Source organism: Sphingosinithalassobacter sp. CS137, from assembly GCF_014334115.1.
In the GTDB taxonomy this organism is placed as follows: domain Bacteria; phylum Pseudomonadota; class Alphaproteobacteria; order Sphingomonadales; family Sphingomonadaceae; genus Sphingomonas.
Genome location: NZ_CP060494.1, coordinates 1,852,712 through 1,870,514, shown reverse-complemented (window position 1 = coordinate 1,870,514; position 17,803 = coordinate 1,852,712). Strand labels below are relative to the sequence as shown.

At 68.3% G+C, this 17,803-nt stretch carries 14 protein-coding genes; 7 read left to right on the top strand and 7 right to left on the bottom strand.

Annotated elements, in window-relative coordinates; translation table 11 throughout:
• Window position 1: 1 nt before the first annotated feature.
• Window positions 2-169: a DUF1674 domain-containing protein gene (locus H7V21_RS09180; protein WP_188053253.1), complete on the bottom strand. Its 168-nt coding sequence runs from the start codon at window positions 167-169 to the stop codon at window positions 2-4.
• Between the two features lie 67 nt (window positions 170-236).
• Here H7V21_RS09180 and htpX point away from each other — a divergent pair, with 67 nt between their 5' ends.
• Genes htpX through purH form a run of 5 tightly spaced genes read left to right on the top strand, consistent with a single transcriptional unit; the run spans window position 237 to window position 6,591 of the window.
• Entirely contained in the window at window positions 237-1,217 is a 981-nt protein-coding gene (htpX, locus tag H7V21_RS09175) for a zinc metalloprotease HtpX (RefSeq protein ID WP_188053252.1), read from the top strand.
• The gene (locus H7V21_RS09170) at window positions 1,218-2,516 is read left to right on the top strand and encodes an RsmB/NOP family class I SAM-dependent RNA methyltransferase (protein WP_188053249.1); all 1,299 of its coding nucleotides are present in this window, start codon (window positions 1,218-1,220) and stop codon (window positions 2,514-2,516) included. It abuts the gene before it with no gap.
• 52 nt (window positions 2,517-2,568) lie between these two features.
• Window positions 2,569-3,228 (top strand): ribulose-phosphate 3-epimerase, encoded by a 660-nt coding sequence (gene rpe, locus H7V21_RS09165; RefSeq protein ID WP_188053247.1) that lies wholly within the window; start codon window positions 2,569-2,571, stop codon window positions 3,226-3,228.
• Between the two features lie 5 nt (window positions 3,229-3,233).
• Window positions 3,234-4,961, top strand: coding sequence for a heparinase II/III family protein (locus H7V21_RS09160; RefSeq protein WP_188056453.1), 1,728 nt, complete (start codon window positions 3,234-3,236; stop codon window positions 4,959-4,961).
• A 40-nt stretch (window positions 4,962-5,001) separates the two neighbouring features.
• Window positions 5,002-6,591: a bifunctional phosphoribosylaminoimidazolecarboxamide formyltransferase/IMP cyclohydrolase gene (gene purH, locus H7V21_RS09155; RefSeq protein WP_188053245.1), complete on the top strand. Its 1,590-nt coding sequence runs from the start codon at window positions 5,002-5,004 to the stop codon at window positions 6,589-6,591.
• Window positions 6,592-6,609: 18 nt separating this feature from the next.
• Here purH and H7V21_RS09150 read toward each other — a convergent pair whose 3' ends face one another.
• The 4 genes from H7V21_RS09150 to H7V21_RS09135 are packed head-to-tail and all read right to left on the bottom strand — an operon-like array spanning window position 6,610 to window position 12,845.
• Window positions 6,610-8,151: a lipopolysaccharide biosynthesis protein gene (locus H7V21_RS09150; RefSeq protein WP_188053243.1), complete on the bottom strand. Its 1,542-nt coding sequence runs from the start codon at window positions 8,149-8,151 to the stop codon at window positions 6,610-6,612.
• Window positions 8,123-8,959: a hypothetical protein gene (locus H7V21_RS09145; RefSeq protein WP_188053241.1), complete on the bottom strand. Its 837-nt coding sequence runs from the start codon at window positions 8,957-8,959 to the stop codon at window positions 8,123-8,125. Before H7V21_RS09145 ends, H7V21_RS09150 begins: the two co-directional genes overlap by 29 nt.
• A complete protein-coding gene (polA, locus tag H7V21_RS09140) occupies window positions 8,956-11,715 on the bottom strand; it encodes a DNA polymerase I (protein ID WP_188053239.1) in 2,760 nt (919 codons plus the stop codon). Before polA ends, H7V21_RS09145 begins: the two co-directional genes overlap by 4 nt.
• Window positions 11,716-11,771: 56 nt before the next feature.
• Window positions 11,772-12,845, bottom strand: a complete 1,074-nt coding sequence (locus H7V21_RS09135; RefSeq protein ID WP_188056452.1) for a serine hydrolase — start codon at window positions 12,843-12,845, stop codon at window positions 11,772-11,774.
• Between the two features lie 164 nt (window positions 12,846-13,009).
• Here H7V21_RS09135 and H7V21_RS09130 point away from each other — a divergent pair, with 164 nt between their 5' ends.
• Window positions 13,010-14,233: a cation:proton antiporter gene (locus tag H7V21_RS09130; RefSeq protein ID WP_188053237.1), complete on the top strand. Its 1,224-nt coding sequence runs from the start codon at window positions 13,010-13,012 to the stop codon at window positions 14,231-14,233.
• Here the strand turns inward: H7V21_RS09130 and nadB are convergent.
• On the bottom strand, window positions 14,230-15,834 hold the full coding sequence (nadB, locus tag H7V21_RS09125) for an L-aspartate oxidase (protein WP_188053235.1): 1,605 nt from the start codon (window positions 15,832-15,834) through the stop codon (window positions 14,230-14,232). The genes H7V21_RS09130 and nadB overlap by 4 nt on opposite strands.
• Window positions 15,835-15,896: 62 nt before the next feature.
• Between nadB and H7V21_RS09120 the strand changes: the two genes are divergently transcribed.
• Window positions 15,897-16,883, top strand: coding sequence for a hypothetical protein (locus tag H7V21_RS09120; protein WP_188053233.1), 987 nt, complete (start codon window positions 15,897-15,899; stop codon window positions 16,881-16,883).
• On the opposite strand, the gene H7V21_RS09115 is transcribed toward H7V21_RS09120, so the two are convergent.
• Complete coding sequence (locus H7V21_RS09115; RefSeq protein ID WP_188056451.1) at window positions 16,858-17,784, bottom strand: ABC transporter ATP-binding protein; 927 nt, start codon at window positions 17,782-17,784, stop codon at window positions 16,858-16,860. The two genes, H7V21_RS09120 and H7V21_RS09115, sit on opposite strands and share 26 nt — an antisense overlap.
• Window positions 17,785-17,803 lie beyond the last annotated feature (19 nt).

The following is a 17,803-nucleotide window of genomic DNA, read 5'->3' as shown; positions in this document are numbered from 1 at the left end:
CTCAGAAGTCGATCGCCACGCCCTTTTTCTCCCAATCGCCATAGCGAGTCGGATCGCGTTCCAGCGGGTCTTGGTCCCCCGCGTCGGGCGCGGGTGCCCGCGGCTCGGGCACCGGCGTGTTCGCGCTCAGATAGGCGGGCGGTTTCACATGGTCGGGGCGCTTGCCCATGGCTCTGGTTCCGAATTGATTTGAGCGGCGTCGCGCACCACATTGGTCGGACAAGGAGTGGGTTCAAGTGAACGGTTTCAAGACGACGATGTTGCTCGCGGCGCTGACGGCGCTGTTCATGGCGCTCGGCTTCACCCTCGGCGGTCGCGCCGGGATGATGCTCGCGCTGCTGTTTGCCGCGGGCATGAACCTCTTCACCTTCTGGAATGCCGACAAGATCGTGCTCCGCATGCACAATGCGCGCGAAGTGGATGAGGCGAGCGCGCCCGAGTTCGTCCGGCTGGTGCGCGATCTCGCGATGCGCGCCAAGCTGCCGATGCCGAAGGTCTATCTGATCGAATCGCCGCACCCCAATGCCTTCGCCACTGGGCGCGATCCCGATCATGCCGCCGTTGCCGCCACCACGGGTCTGATCGACATGCTCGATCGCGACGAGATCGCGGCGGTGATGGCGCACGAGCTGGGCCATGTCCGCAATCGCGATACGCTGATCATGACGATGGTCGCCACCATTGCCGGTGCGATTTCGATGCTCGCGAACTTCGGCCTGTTCTTTCGCGGTGCCGATGGTCGCGGCGCGGGAATCGCGGGGCTGATGGCAGTGTTCGTGGCTCCCTTCGCGGCTATGATCGTGCAGATGGCGATCAGCCGCACGCGCGAATATGGCGCGGATCGCGCGGGTGCGGAGATTTCGGGCAACCCTGCGGCGCTCGCCTCGGCGCTGGCGAAGCTCGAATGCGGCGCGCGGAGGATTCCCAATCCGGTCGCCGAACGGGTGCCGGCTGCCTCGCAGCTCTACATCGTGCCCGGCCTCGCGCGGCGCGGCGACAATATGTTCTCGACCCATCCCGACACGGCGAATCGGATCGCCGAACTCGAACGGCTCGCTCAGCAGATGGGTGGCACCACCCGCACGGGCACGGCGCTGGCTTCGTCTTCCTGGCCCGCTCAACCGGTCGTCGCCGCGCGTCCTGGTGTCGCTTCGGTCCCCCGCACCGGTACGCGCCGCCGGCCTGCCAGCGCGCTCGATCCGCTGCGCCGCGACTAAGTGAGCTCCCGCAACACCCGCACACGACCGGCACCGCGCCCGGCCGAGCCCCCTGGCGTTCCCGCGCGTCGTGCGGCGCTGCGGCTTCTCGACGCGGTGCTGCGCCGCGGTCTGGCGCTCGAGTCCGAACTCGAAGCTGCCGCAGGGAAGCTGGCGCCGTCGGACCGGGGGCTCGCCCACGCCATTGCCGCAGAGGCACTGCGACGCCTGCCCGATCTCGATGCGCTGATCGATTCGGCGACGGCGCGGCCGCTTCCCCATGACGCGAAGGCGCGCTCCGCATTGCGAATCGCGTTGGTCCAGGCGCTGGCACTCGGTACGCCGCCGCATGCGGCGATCTCGACGGTCCTGCCGCTCGTCGATGGCGGGCCGCGCAAGCTGGTCCATGGCGTGTTCGGCACGCTGATGCGCAGCGGCGCAGCGCTGCCCGAGGTGCCGACGCTGCCGCCCGCCGCTGCCGAGCGCTGGGAGGCGGCCTGGGGTGATTCCATGGTCGGCGAGTCCGCACGCGCGATCGCCGCCCCGCCGCCGCTCGACCTCAGCCTGCGCGATCCCGCCGACACGGCCGCCATCGAGGCGCTCGGGGGCGAGTCGCTGATGCCTGGCCATGTTCGCCTGCCTGCGGGGGCTTCGGTTCCCGATCTGCCCGGCTATGTGCAAGGCGCCTGGTGGGTGCAGGATCTCGCCGCGTCGCTTCCCGCCCGGTTGCTCGGACCGGGGGCGGGCAAGGCGCTCGATCTGTGCGCGGCTCCCGGGGGCAAGACGCTGCAGCTCGCCGCGGCGGGCTGGGAAGTCACCAGTGTCGACTCGTCCGAAAGTCGTCTCGCGCGACTTGCCGAGAATCTGTGCCGCACCGGCCTTTCGGCCGAAGTGATCGCAGCCGATCTGCGCAGCTGGGAGCCTGGCGCTGCCGCCGATGCGGTGTTGCTCGATGCTCCGTGCAGCGCCACCGGCATCTTCCGCCGCCATCCCGACGTGCTGCATCGCGTTCGCCCCGCGCTGGTCGCCGAGATGGCGGCGTTGCAGCGTCTGCTTCTCGCCCGTGCCGCGCGCTGGGTCCGCCCGGGCGGCCGGCTGGTCTTCGCCACCTGTTCGCTCGAGCCCATGGAAGGCGAGGAGCAGATCGAAGCTTTTCTGGCTGAGAACCAGGATTTCACGCTCGATCCGCCGTCGAGTGACGCCATGCCTGCAGGCGTCGGGATCGACCCGCGCGGCTGGCTCCGCATCCTTCCGGGCATGCTGGCCGGGCAGGGCGGGCTCGATGGTTTCTTCATCGCGCCGCTGGTGCGCGTGCGCTGAAGTCTCGCGAACCCCGTTGCGGGCGGTTCAGGCCATGCTAAGGGTTCCCGCCATGCCTGCTGTCCGCATTGCGCCATCGATCCTCTCCGCAGACTTCGCCCGGCTGGGCGAAGAAGTGCGCGCAATCGATGCGGCCGGAGCCGACTGGATCCACATCGACGTGATGGACGGGCATTTCGTGCCGAACATCACGATCGGGCCGGCGGTGCTGAAGGCGCTGCGCCCGCACACCGCCAAGCCGTTCGACGTGCATCTGATGATCGCTCCGGTCGATCCCTTCCTCCAGGCGTTCGCCGAGGCCGGGGCGGACACGATCACTGTCCATCCCGAGGCGGGCCCGCATCTCCACCGCACGCTTCAGACGATCAAGGCGCTCGGCAAGCGCGCCGGCGTGGTTCTCAATCCCGCCACGCCTGTTTCGGTGCTCGATCACGTGATGAACATGGTCGATCTCATTCTGGTCATGAGCGTGAACCCCGGCTTCGGCGGGCAGAAGTTCCTGCCGAGCCAGCTCGACAAGATCGCCGAGCTGCGCCGCCGAATCGACGCGAGCGGGCGCCCGATCGACCTGGAAGTCGACGGCGGCATCGACCGCCAGACGGCGCCGCAGGCGATCGCCGCCGGAGCCGATGCGCTGGTCGCCGGCACCGCGACCTTCACCGGCGGGCCGGATCGGTACGCCGACAATATCCGGGCGCTGCGGGGCGCGTGAGCGGCATGCTGGAACAGCCGCCGAAATCCCCCGAAGCCGACGGCATCGAGGAAGGCAAGCGGCTGATCCGTCTGGGCGGCGATCGCGGCCTCTCGCTCGCCGAGCGTGTGTCTGAGCGGCTTCAGCGGCTCACCTGGCGCACGCCGCTCCACACCATGCGGCTGCGGGGGCGGCATCCGCTCAAGCTGATCGCCGTCGCCGACGATCCCTTCCTGGGCGATCCCGCCAGGGGCAATGCGCTGCTCGACGGGATGGTGACGTTTCGAGGCGAGAGCCGCGAAATCGCGGGGCTCGACTATGCCCGCGCCGACTGGTCGAAGCCGTTCGGCGAATATCTGCACAGCTTCGCCTGGCTACGCGATCTGTCGACGGTCACCACGCGCGCCCGTGCGGCGCCGGTCGCCGAAGCGATGATGCGCCCCTGGCTCGCCGCCCATGCCGAGAAAGTGTCCGAAACCGCCTGGCGGGCCGATCTCTGGGGCCGGCGCATCCTGTTCTGGACGGCGCATGCTCCGCTGATCCTTTCGAGCACCGATCTCGTCTATCGCTCGGCGGTGCTGCACGCGCTCGCGCGGGGCGCGCGTCATCTCGATCGCGCCGCCGATCGCGTGCAGGTGGGGCCGCCGCGCATCGCCGCCTGGTGCGGCGTGCTGGTCGCCGGGTTGATGATCCCCGGGGGGGATCCGCGCCGTTCGTTCGGCGAGGCGGGCCTCCAGCGGGCGCTCGAACTCTCGGTGTTCGACGATGGCGGCATCGTCACGCGTTCGCCGGCAGCACAGCTCGACGCGGTGATGCTCCTTGCCATGCTGTGCGAAGGCTATGCGGCGCGCCGGCTCGACCCGCCCGGCTTCGTCGAAGTGGCGCTGGCGCGGATGGTGACGGCGCTGCTTGGCGTGTGCCACGGCGACAAGGGGCTTTCGAGCTGGCAGGGCGCCGGCCCCGTCCCCGGCGCGGTACTCGAGCAGATTGTCGAAGCCACTGGAATTCGCACTCGGCCGCTCAAGCAGGCGCGCGACTGGGGCTATCAGCGCCTGTCCGCGCAGAAGACAGTGCTGATCATGGATGCCGCGCCCCCGCCGGTCGCGCGGCTGGTGGAGGGCGGCTGTGCTTCCACGCTGGCGTTCGAGCTCTCCGACGGGCCGGACCGCATCGTCGTCAACTGCGGCGGCGCGCGCATGGCCGCCACTGCCGCGCTCGCCGAGGGACTGCGGACCACCGCCGCCCACTCGACGCTGGTCGTCGGCGACAGCAATTCGACTGCCATCCACGCCGATGGCACGCTCGGCCGCGGGGTCGGCGAAGTCGAGCTCAGCCGCCACGAGAGCGAGAATTCGAGCCGGATCGAAGCGAGCCACGACGGCTATGCGCGGCGCTATGGCCTCATTCACCGGCGGCTCGTCGCGCTTTCGTCGGACGGGCGCGACGTGCGTGGCGAGGACAGTCTGCTTCCCTCCGACAAGCGCCGGCGCAAACAGGCGCCGCCATTCGCAATCCGCTTCCATCTCTCGCCCCACGTCGAAATCTCGCCCACCGCCGACGGCATGGCGGCGATCCTGCGCACGCCGGCCAGTGCGTTGTGGCAGTTCCGCTGCCGCGGCGGTGCGCTCGCGATCGAGGACAGTATCTGGATCGACGGCAACGGCCGCGCGATCCCCAGCCAGCAGCTCGTCGTCAGTGGCGAGGCGGCGCCGGGCGGCACCAGCGTGAGCTGGGTGTTCCACCGCGCGCGCTAGCCCTTGCCAGCCGGGCGCGGCTTGCCCATTAGCCCGCGCCATGACCGATATCGCCATTCGCCGCGCGCTCCTCTCCGTTTCGGACAAGACGGGCATCGTCGACTTTGCCCGTGCACTCGCCGCTGCCGGTACCGAGCTGGTCTCGACCGGTGGCACCGCGAAGGCGCTGCGCGACGCGGGGCTCGCGGTGCGCGACGTGTCCGAGCTCACGGGCTTCCCCGAGATGATGGACGGCCGCGTCAAGACGCTGCATCCGATGGTCCATGGCGGCTTGCTCGCGGTGCGCGACGACGCCGATCATGTCGCGGCGATGGAAGCGCACGGCATCGGCGCGATCGATCTGGTCTGCGTCAATCTCTACCCGTTCGAGGCTACGGTCGCGAAGGGCGCGGACCGCGCGACGGTGATCGAGAACATCGACATCGGCGGCCCTTCGATGGTCCGTTCGGCGGCCAAGAACCACGCCTTCGTCGCGATCGTGACCGATCCCGCCGATTATCGCGCTGTCCTTGGCGAGCTGGAGGGCAGCGGCGGCAGCCTCGGCCTTGCGACGCGCAAGCGGCTGGCGGCCAAGGCCTTCGCCGCCACCGCCGCCTATGACGCGGCGATCGCCGGCTGGTTCGCCTTTGCCGATCACGGGCAGGCGCTGCCCGATCGCATCTCGGTGGCGCTCACGCGCGGGCAGGAGCTGCGCTACGGCGAGAATCCGCACCAGTCGGCTGCGCTGTATCTGCCTCAGGCGCCGGGCGTACGCGGCATCGCCCAGGCCGAGCAGCTACAGGGCAAGGAGCTGAGCTACAACAACTTCAACGACGCCGATGCCGCGCTCGAGCTGGTCAGCGAATTCCGCGACGGTCCGCCGACGGTCGTCATCGTCAAGCATGCCAACCCGTGCGGCGTCGCTTCGGGCGACACGCTGCTCGAGGCATATCGCGCCGCCTTCGCCTGCGATACCGTGTCGGCGTTCGGCGGCATCGTGGCGGTCAATCGCCCGCTCGACGGCGAAACGGCGCGTGCGATCACCGAGATCTTCACCGAAGTCGTCGCCGCGCCCGATGCCAGCGACGAGGCGCGCGCGATCTTCGCCGCGAAGAAGAATCTGCGGCTGTTGCTCACCGGCGCGCTTCCCGATCCCGCGCGGGGCGGATTGACGATGAAGTCGATCGCAGGCGGCATGCTGGTCCAGTCGCGCGACAATGGCATGCTCGCCGCGGCCGATCTGAAGGTTGTGACCAAGCGGCAGCCGAGTGCGCAGGAACTCGCCGACTGCCGCTTCGCCTGGACGGTGGCCAAGCATGTGAAGTCCAACGCGATCGTCTATGCGCGCGACGGGGCGACCGCCGGCATCGGTGCCGGACAGATGAACCGGCTCGAATCGGCGCGGATCGCTGCATGGAAGGCGAAGGACGCAGCGGAAAAGGCCGGCTGGGCGCAGCCGCGCACGATCGGTTCGGCGGTCGCGTCGGACGCTTTCTTCCCGTTCGCCGACGGGCTGCTCGCCGCAGTCGAAGCGGGCGCCACCGCAGTGATCCAGCCGGGCGGATCGATCCGCGACGCCGAAGTAATCGCCGCTGCGGACGAGGCCGGGCTGGCAATGGTCTTCACCGGAATGCGTCACTTCCGCCACTGATCGGCGGGCGAAGCCGGCTCAGAGCTTCTCCTCCACCGGTAATGTCGGCCCGCTGCTCTTCGGCAGTTTGCGGAACAGCGCCCGGTCTTCGGGTCCGAACGCGAATTTGATGATGACGTAGAGGTAGCTCACTAGGATCGCCGGCATGCCGATGCTCAGCTCGGCCCATTCATATTCCGGGGGGAGCGAGGCGAAGGCCATGCCGACGACGCCGCCGGTAAGGATCGCCCAAACGAACGCCCAGCGGAAGCTGACGACATTCGCGCCCAGCATCCGGCTCAGCACCCAGCTCTTGGCTACCGAGCCGATCGTGACCGAGATCAGCAGCGCGACCGCCGGCCCCGCCGCCTGATACTCACGCGGCCAAGCCAAGTCGCGCATCAGGAAGACGAGCGCGAAGCTCAGCGCCACCTGCAGCCCCAGCACGAGCAGCGAGATCATCAGATTGCGGTGCCGCGCAGTGTAGACGAGACCCACTTCGCTCACCGCACCGGGCGACGCCAGCACCTCGGCGACGAGCAGCACCACGAGCGCGCCCGCGCCGATCACGAATTCGGGACCGATCAGCCCCATCACGCCTTCGGCCGGGATCACGAACATCACCATCAGCGCCGCCTGCGCGGCGATGATCCAGAAGCCGACCTGCCGTACCTGGCGTGCAACGGCGGCCAGATCGCCTTCGGCCAGGCTCTTGGTGACGACCGGCCCCAGAATCGGATCGAAGCTCGATTTGAGCCGCTGCGGAAGCGAGGCGACCTGCTGCGCCATGTAATAGATGCCGACCACTTCGGGCACGAACAGCAGGCCGAGGATGAACCGGTCGACGTTGCGCGTGCCCCATTCGATCGCGTCGGCGCCCGCCAGCGGCACGTTGCGCCGCGCCAGCGCGAAGATCGCGCTGGGATGCGGCACCCAGCCGCGCGGCAGGCCATATTCGCGTATGAAGGGATAGAGCGAGGCGAACAGCGCCGCGGTCATCGACACGACATAGGCGATGATCAGTCCGTCGCGCGCGGAGATGTACGAGAGCACCCAGGCGGCGATGCTGATCGTCCACGGCTCGACGATCGCGCGCGCCGTCACCGATGCCTTGATGTTGTGGCGATAGGCAAGCGCCGCGAGCGAGACGTCGGACCAGGCGACGGCGATCACCGCGAGCGACAGGAACCGCTCCATCCCCTGTACCTGGCTGTTCGGATACATGATCTCGGGGACCGCGAAGAGCAGTGCGCTTGCTGCGATCGACGCGATGAATGCCACCACCATCGCGTCCCACACGACATGGCTGTGCGGCCGATCGGTCGATGCCAGCGCCTGCGCCAGCCCGCGCTTCAGGCCCAGCGTGGCAAGCAGCGCCGCGATTTCGATGACGAGCACCGCCAGCGCGAATCGGCCGACGATTTCCGGCCCATAGACTCGCCCGGCGATGAACAGGAACGGCAGCCGCGCGGCCAGCCGCAGGACGAATCCGAGGATGTTGGTCCGGCCGCCCTTGGCGAGCGTCGCGATGTCGTCGGACGTGCCCGCCGGTTCAGTCGACACAAAGCGTTCCGGCAACATAATCGACCGAGCGGATTCTGATCTCCGGAGAAGGGTCGGTCCGGCGAGCCGATGTCTCGACGGTCACGTCGACCACGGGGGAGCACCCGAATCCTAGTTGTTGCCGCCAATGGGCGGTGACGCACAGGCGCTCGCCGTCGCAGCGTGCGACTTCGAACGCATGGACATCCGCGACGGGGAAGCCGGCGAGTGCCTCAGATGGCGAACGGCACGACGCGGGTGCATCGGAGCCCATGTCGTTGCACCGGATCCTGCCACGAAGCGATTCCGCCTCGCCAACCGCGGTCGCGGCGGCGCGCGCAGCGAAATAGGCCGATTCGGGGGTGTCGGGTCGCACCGAAAAGAGCCGCGGTGCCGTGCGCCCGGCCACCGGAGCCAGTGCCGCACAGCCGGCGGCATCGGTAGCCGGACGGCCCTCTGCGGTGCCGGGTGCCAGCATCAGGTATCGCGTGAAGGCGTCGCGCCCCACGACACGATGAGGTGCATCGGAGCGCGAATTAGGCGGACCATTCTCGAACCGGACGACTAGCCCGTCGACACGGCACAAACCGGGAAACCCGGCCGGAACGGGAGCTCGATAGAAGGTGATGTAGTTCAGGCCGGGTGCCGGGATCATGCCGCCGCCGTCGCCGTGCACATCGGCTTCGGGATAGTCTGCCGCCACCGCCGTGCCCAGCAGCCGAGTCGCGAGCGCATCGGGAGACATGCCCCGCGCCTCGGCCAGCGTCAGTCGTACATCGTCCTGCGCAGCGGCGCCGCTGCTCGCGAAGAGCGCGAGCGATCCCAATGCTGCAAACCAGCGCCTCAATGCGCCGCACCCCAGCTGGGGCCGACGCCGATTTCGACACCCAGGGGCACGCTGAGTTGCACCGCCGGCTCGGCCGCGGTCGCCATCACGCGCTCGATCACCGGCTTTGCGGCCTCAACATCCCCCTCCGGCAGTTCGAACACGAGTTCGTCGTGAACCTGCATCAACATCCGCACCCGCGGCAAGCCCGCGTCCTCGAGCGCCGGGCGCATCCGGACCATCGCGCGCTTGATGATGTCGGCGCTGGTGCCCTGGATCGGCGCGTTGATGGCGGCGCGTTCGCTGCCGGCGCGCTCGTTCTGGTTGGGCGACTTGATCCGCGGGAAATGCGTCTTCCGGCCGAAGAGCGTGGTCGTATAGCCGCGCTCCTTCGCCAGCGTCAGCGTCTCGGCGATATAGCGGTTGATCCCGGGAAACCGCTCGAAATAGCGGTTGATCATGTCCTGCGCCTCGTCGGGTGTCACGTCGAGCCGTCCGGCGAGGCCCCAGCGCGAGATGCCATAGAGGATCGCGAAGTTGATCGTCTTGGCGCGGCCGCGGGTGTCGCGATTCACTTCGCCGAACAGCTCCTGCGCGGTCATGTTGTGGATGTCGTCGCCGTTCTCGAACGCCTGGCGCAGCGCCGGAACGTCGGCGATATGCGCGGCGAGCCGCAGCTCGATCTGCGAATAGTCGGCGGCCAGGATCACGTTGCCCGGCTCGGCGACGAAGGCGTCGCGGATCTGCCGGCCGACTTCGGTGCGGATCGGGATGTTCTGCAGATTGGGGTCGGTCGACGAAAGCCGCCCGGTCTGCGCGCCGGTCAGGCTGTAGCTGGTGTGGACTCGCCCCGTCTCCGGGTTAATCTCGTTCTGCAGCGCATCGGTATAGGTCGATTTGAGCTTCGACAGCTGGCGCCAGTCGAGCACCTTGGCGGCGATCGCCGCGCCCTTCGGCTGGTCCTTGTCGGCGGCGATCCGCTCCAGCTCGTTGACGTCGGTCGAATAGACGCCGGACTTGCCCTTGCGGCCGCCCTTCAGCCCCAGCTGTTCGAACAGCACGTCGCCGAGCTGCTTGGGGCTGCCGATCGTGAAGCTGGTGCCGGCGAGATCGTGGATCTCGCGTTCCAGCGCGGCGATCTGGCCCGAGAATTCCTCGGAAAGCTTCGCCAGCGCCCCGGCATCGACCTTCACCCCGGCGCGTTCCATCCCGGCGAGGACCGTCACCAGCGGCCGGTCGACCATCTCATAGACGCGCGTCGCACTCTCATAGGCGAGCCGCGGGCGGAACCGGCGCCACAGCCGCAGCGTCACGTCGGCATCCTCGGCGGCGTAGCGCGTGGCCGTGGCGAGATCGACTTCGTGGAAGCCGAGCTGCTTCTTGCCGGTGCCCACCACTTCCTTGAATGCGATGCAGCTGTGCGACAGATGCGTCGCCGCCAGCTCGTCCATGCCATGGCCGTGCAGCCCCGCATCGAGATCGAAGCTCATCACGATCGTGTCGTCATAAGGCGCGACGTCGATCCCCAGCCGCGCCAGCACGATCATGTCGTATTTCAGATTGTGCCCGATCTTGAGCACCGCCGGATCCTCGAGCAGCGGCTTCAGCTTCGCGATGACATAGTCACGATCGAGCTGCTGCGGCTTTTCGGCGAACATATCGCTGCCGCCGTGCGCGACCGGGATGTAGCAGGCGAGATTGGGGTGCAGCGCCAGGCTGATCCCGCACAGATCGGCGTGCATCGCGCCCAGCGCCGTGGTCTCGGTGTCGATCGCCACCCATCCCTGGTGCCGCGCGGCGATGATCCAGCGCTCGAGCGCCGTCTCGTCGGTCACCGTCTCATATTTGTCGTGGTCGCACGGCGGATCTTCCTCGATCGGCACCGGCGTCGGGCTGTCGACCGGCGCATCGGCGACGGCGGAAAGCCGCGCGAGCAGCGATTTGAAGCCGTGATGTTCCAGAAAGGCGCGCAGCGGCGCGTCGGGGATGCCCTGCAGCGCGAGCTGGTCGAGCGGATCGGGCAGCGGCACGTCGCACGAGAGCTCGACGAGCCGGCGCGACAGCCGGGCGGCTTCGGCATGCTCGATCAGATTCTCGCGCATCTTCGATTTCTTCATGTCCGGCGCCGCGGCCAGCACGGCCTCGACGTCGCCGTACTGCTGGATCAGCTCGGCGGCGCGCTTGGGGCCGATCCCCGGGACGCCAGGCACATTATCGACGCTGTCGCCCATCAGCGCGAGCACTTCGCCGAGCTTGCCGGGCTCGACGCCGAACTTCTCGAGCACATGCTCGGGCCCGAGCCGCCGGTTGTTCATCGTGTCGTAGAGGTCGAGCCCGGGCTCGATCAGCTGCATCAGGTCCTTGTCCGAACTGACGATCGTCACTTGCCAGCCCTGCGCCAGCGCCGCCTTGGCGTAGGAGGCGATCAGGTCGTCGGCTTCCCAGCCCTCCTCCTCGATGCACGGCAGGCTGAACGCGCGCGTCGCGTCGCGGATCATCGGGAATTGCGGGACCAGATCCTCGGGCGGCGGCGGCCGATGCGCCTTGTACTGATCGTAGAGGTCGTTGCGGAACGACTTGGACGACTTGTCGAGGATGACCGCCATATGCGTCGGCCCGTCCGCCTTGTGCAGCTCGTCGGCGAGCTTCCACAACATGGTGGTATAGCCATAGACGGCGCCCACCGGCTCGCCATGCTTGTTGGTGAGCGGCGGCAGCCGGTGATAGGCGCGGAAGATGTAGCCCGAACCGTCGACAAGATAGAGATGGTTGCCCATGCCAGCGGCTTAGCAGCGCGCATCGGCAGGGGCGAGATGTGATCTGCGGTCGCGCGTCAGCGCTGGTGGCTTGCAACCACCGATGCGACCACCGCCTGCATCAGGTCCTGCCGCACCGGGATCGGCTGCGGCGTCACGCCGATCAGCACGGCGACCGCATAGGAGCGGCCGTCGGGAGCAGTGAGGATGCCGACATCGTTATAGCCCGCCGTGCGGCCCAGCAGGTCCTGGCCGGTCCCGGTCTTGTGCCCGAAGTCCCATCCGGCGGGCACTGCCCCGCGCAGCCGCTGGCGTCCGGTGCGCGAGGCCTCCATCGTCGTGATCAGCCATGCGGTCGATTCGGGCGACAGCAACTCGCCGCGCTTCAGCCGCGCCAGCGCATTCGCGATCGCTCCGGCCGAAGCGCCGTCGGGCGGATCGGCGAGATAGGCTTCGAATGCCGCCAGCCGCACGTCGCGGGGCAATGCCGCGCGTGCCTGGTAGAAGGCGCGGCCGAGCGAATATTCCTGCCGCCACTCGAGCCCCGCGGTGCCGCTCTGCAGCAGCCGCTCGCCCGGCCCGAAGCGGATCGATCCCAGATCGTGGCGCGCGATGAAGCTGCGCACTGCCTCGGGTCCGCCGACATAGCGCAGCAGCCGGTCGTTCGCGGTATTGTCGCTTGAGGTCATCGCCCGGCGCAGCAGGTCGCGCACCGTCGTATGATAGCCTTCGTCGCCCACCAGGCTCGCGATCGGCTGGTGGAACAGCGTCAGGTCGTCCTTGCCGATCACCAGCGGATCGTCGAGCGTCAGCCGGCCCTGGTCGCGCGCTTCGAGCACGGTCATCGCCACCCACAGCTTGCTCACGCTCTGCTGCGGCAGCGGCTGGTCGGCATTCGCAGTGACGCTCCAGCCCTGATCGATGCTGCGCACTGCGATTCCGACGATTCCGTCGAAGGTGCGGGCGAGATGGCTGACGTTCGCTACCAGCCCCGCCGGTGCGACCGGCGGCGGGGGCGGCGCGGGCGCCGGTGCGGGCGGCGGGACCGGCATCGATGCGACATAGCCCGGCGGCACGTGGCCGGCGGCGCGCGGCGGCTCGGTCACGGCGCAGCCGACGAGCAGCGCCGGCGCCAGGCCGGCGACGGTCATCGCGCGCTGAGTGATGGTGAAACGCTCTAGCTTCTTCACGGTCGATCTGCCCCTTGCCCGTTCATGACAATGGCGGTGCCACCTTCACGCAACAAGCAGTTGGTTGCATGCGTTGCGACGAATGCCCGTATCATAGCGGCAGAACGTGAACAGGGGGCAAATGAATGGCGCCGTTCGAGGTTACCACCTTGGGATTGCTGCTGTTTGTCGCCTCGCTGGTGGCGATCGCCACGCATCGGCTGCGGCTTCCGTACAGCGTTGGCCTCGTCACGGCGGGAATTGCCCTCGCGCTGCTGCCGCTCGGTATCGATCTGCCGCTGACTCGCGAGCTCATCTTTTTCGTCTTCCTGCCGCCGCTGGTGTTCGAGGCGGCGATCCAGATCCCGTGGCGGCCGTTTCGCCGCGAGCTGCCGCTGCTGGTCACGCTGGTCACCATCGGCGTTCTGCTCGCCGCCGGAGTGGTCGCGGTGGGCATGCACTGGCTTGTCGGATGGAGCTGGATCGGCGCCGCTTTCTTCGGCGTGCTGATCGCGGCCACCGATCCGGTTTCGGTGATCGCGGCGTTCAAGGCGCTGCGCGTCGAGAAGCGGCTGCACCTGCTGGTCGAATCCGAAAGCCTGCTCAACGATGGCGTCGCCGCCGTCGCCTTTGCGATCCTCGTCGGCATCGCCGCCGGCGCCGAGACCGGCGCGACGGGTATCGCGCTCGAGCTGGTCGAGACGATTGCCGGCGGCATCGCCGCGGGCGCGCTTGTCGCGGTGCCGCTGATCCTGCTGGCCGGCCGCACGCGGGATCGGCTGGTCGAAGTCACGCTCACCATGCTGATCGCCTATGGGAGCTTCCTGCTGGCCGAGCATTTCCATTTCTCGGGCGTGCTGGCGACGCTCACCGCAGGGCTGATCGTCGGCAACTACGGCTTTCTCGGATCGATTTCGGACGACGGGCGTGCCGGAGTGCTCAACCACTGGGAATTCGTCGCCTTTCTCGTCAACTCGCTGATCTTCATCCTGATCGGCGGGCGCGAAGTCGCAATGCCGATCGGCCATGTGCTGGGGATCGCGGCCGTCGCGGCGCTGCTCTCGCTCGTCGGACGCGCGGCGGCGGTCTATCCGGTGATGGTCGCCTTTGCGGGAACGCGGCTGCGCGTTCCCTGGAAGTACAAGCACGTGCTTTTCTGGGGCGGGCTGCGCGGCGCACTGGCGCTCGCGCTGGCGCTGGCGCTGCCGGCAACCGTTCCCGAGCGCGAGACGATCATCACCGTCGCCTTCGCCGTCGTCGCCTTCTCGATCTTCGTTCAGGGGCTGACGATGCCGTGGCTGATCCGGCGGCTCGGCCTGCTTGCCGACGACCCGCCGCCCGACCAGGCGGAGGCGGAGCGGCGCGCCTAGGGCACCAGCACCGTATCCACCGCCACGTCGAGCGTCTCGGGATAGTCGAGCGTATAGTGCAGTCCGCGGCTCTCCTTGCGGTGGAGCGCCGAGCGGACGATCAGGTCGGCTGCCTGGTGCAGGTTGCGCAGCTCGATCAGGTCCGGCGTCACGCGGAAATGGCCGTAATAGTCGGCGATCTCGTCGCCGAGCAGCTTGATGCGGTGCGCGGCGCGCTCGAGCCGCTTGGTCGTGCGCACGATGCCGACATAGTTCCACATGAACCGGCGGATCTCGGTCCAGTTCTGTTTGATGACGACTTCCTCGTCCGAATCGGTCACGCGGCTCTCGTCCCAAGGGCGGATCGCGGGCGGCGGCGCGAAGTCGCTCCACCGCGCGGCGATGTCGTTCGCCGCCGCTTCGCCGAACACGAAGCACTCGAGCAGGCTGTTCGAGGCGAGGCGATTGGCCCCGTGCAGCCCCGATTCGCACACTTCGCCCGCGGCATAGAGGTTCGGCAGATCGGTTCGCCCGTTCCGGTCGATCACCACGCCGCCGCAGGTATAGTGCTGCGCCGGCACCACCGGGATCGGCTGCCGGGTCATGTCGATCCCCAGCTCGAGCAGTCGCTGGTGGATCGTCGGGAAATGGCCCTTCACGAACTCCGCGCCCCGATGGCTGATGTCGAGATGGACGAAATCGAGCCCGAGCCGCTTGATCTCATGGTCGATCGCCCGTGCCACGATGTCGCGCGGCGCCAGCTCCCCGCGTGCGTCGAAGCCCGGCATGAATCGGTGCCCCGCTTCGTCCTCGGCGTCGGGCGGCAGCAGCAGCTGCCCGCCCTCGCCGCGCACCGCCTCGGTGATCAGGAAGTTCTTGACGTCGAGATTGTAGAGGCAGGTCGGATGGAACTGCATCATCTCCATGTTGGAGATGCGGCATCCCGCGCGCCACGCCATCGCGATCCCGTCGCCGGTGGCGCCGCGCGGGGCTGTTGAGAAGCGGTAGGTCCGCCCCGCGCCGCCGGTCGCCAGCACAGTGGCGCGCGCGGTGAACAGCTCGACGCGCCCGGTCGCGCGATTGCAGGCATAGACGCCCCACACGCTTCCCGCGCCCGAATAGCGCATCTCGTGGCGGCTCGTGGCGAAATCGATCACCACTCGGTCGGGCACCAGCGTGATGTTCGGATGGGCCCGAGCGGCGCGGAGCAGCGCCTCCTGCACCGCCCAGCCGGTCGCGTCGTCGACATGGACGATGCGGCGGTGGCTGTGCCCGCCCTCGCGGGTAAGGTGCAGCGTATTGCCTTCGGTGTTGAACGGAACGCCCAGCTCGACCAGCCGGGCGATCGCCGCCGGCGCGTCCTCGACGACCATCTCGACGACGTCGCGGTCGTTGAGGCCGGCGCCGGCGCGCATCGTGTCCTCGACATGGTTCTCGAACGTGTCGCCCGGCTCGAGCACCGCGGCGATCCCTCCCTGCGCCCAGGCGGTCGAACCCTCGTTGAGCGCGCCCTTGGCGAGCACCGTCACCTTGAACCGCTGGGCAAGGTTCAGCGCGGCGGTCAGCCCGGCCGCGCCCGAACCGATGACGAGGACTTCGGTGGTATGGCTCGCGTCGCTCAACTCTGTTTCCTTGTGCCGCAGGCGCTATCGCCCGCCTGTCGGCCCCGTGCTAGCGGTGTTCGATGGATGCGGACAAGCGAGCGGAACTTGAGGCGCGCCGAGCCGCGCTTCGTGAAGGCGGCAGCCGCACCACTTCCACGGTGCGCGGTGCGCAGCGCACGGCCTATGCCGCCGCGCTCGATCCGCTCGAGGCGACGGGAGTCGACTTCACCTTCGGCGACATCAATTCGCTGGGGGCTTGGATTCCGGCGTGGGTGCCGCAGGGCTGGGGCGAAATCCCGTGGCATCTCTCCTCGTCGCCCCATATCGTCGAGACGGGCACCGATCCCGCCGCGCGCGCGGCCGCGGTCTGCGCCATGCTGAGCGAACTGGCGAGCCGGACGGCACCGGTCGCGGTGCTCTATGAACGGGACTGGGTGGGCTTCCGCTTGCCCTATGACGATGCGGTGCGCCACATGGAGGCGCTGATCGCCGCCGCGCCCTGCTGGAACGACATCTGGATCGTCGAGCTGCCCGCGCCCTGGCTCATCCGCATCGACGGCGATTGGGTGTTGTCCTGCGTCGCGGGTGAGGACAGCGCGCGGCGCTTCGCGGAGATGCGCGAGACGAACCGGCAGATGCGCCGCGACCTTGCCGACGTCCGGCGTATGCTCGTCGAGCGCGGAGTGCGCGCGCGGCTATGCTATCGCTACGACATGAAGTCGCTGATGCCGCTGCGGATCACGCCGGCGCGGATCGCGCGGCATGCGGGGAAGCCCGATCTCAGCGTCCCCTTCCCCGCGGCCCGGGACGAGCGCGACCGGATCGTGCGCGATTTCGTGGCCGCTCGGGCACCGGCGGCCGGGCGCGTCCGGTTCCAGCCATGGCTCGACGCGATTCCGGTGGAACTCTCGCGTACCGATTTCGATTCGCATCTCGCTGCGATCCTCGATGCCTGTACGACTCAGGCGATCTTCTTCGATCCCTCCCTCGACTGGTCGCTCGAATTCCATCGGCGCTGGATCTACGGCGCGGCCTCGGGCCTCAGCCGGCATTCGCTGCCCGGGTGAGATTGAGAAACACGTCCTCCAGGTCCGCCTCGCGCGTCGAAACGTCGACAATGCCATATCCTTCCGCCTGCACGGCGCCCAGCACTTCGCCCGCGTTCACCTGATCCTTGCGGTAGGTGATCGCCAGCGTGCGCTCGGCTTTCAGCTCGATCTTCTGGAAACAGCGGTTTTCGGGCGGCGCGGGCACGTCGCGGTCGACAGTCACTTCGACCACCTTCTCCTGCGCCATGCCGATCAGCGTGCGGGTCGGCTCGTTGGCGATCACCCGGCCATGATTGATGATCGCGATCCGATCGCACAGCTCCTCGGCCTCTTCGAGATAATGAGTCGTGAGGACGACCGTCACGCCCTGCGCGTGGAGCGATCGGACATAGGCCCAGAGCTGCTGGCGCAGCTCGATGTCGACCCCCGCGGTCGGCTCGTCGAGCACCAGCACCGGCGGCGCATGCACCATCGCCTTGGCGACCATCAGCCGCCGCTTCATCCCGCCCGAAAGCGTGCGCGAATAGGCATCGGCCTTGTCCTCCAGATGCATCGCGCGGAGCAGCTCCATCGTCCGCCGCTCGCCCTTCGGAACGCCATAGAGGCCCGCCTGGATCTCCAGCGTCTCTGCGGGCGTGAAGAAGGGGTCGAAGGTGATCTCCTGATTGACGATCCCGATCAACGCCTTGGCGTTGCGCGGATGCTGGTCGACGTCGAATCCCCACACGGCGGCGCGCCCGCCGGTCTTGTTCACCAGCCCGGCCAGGATGTTGATCAGCGTCGACTTGCCCGCGCCGTTCGGCCCCAGCAGCCCGAAGATCTGGCCGCGCGGCACGTCGAAGCTCACGTCGGTGAGTGCCTGCTTGCCGCCTGCATAGATCTTGCAGACGTTCTCGATCTCGATCGCCGCGTCGCTCATGCGCGCCGCATAGGCCGGT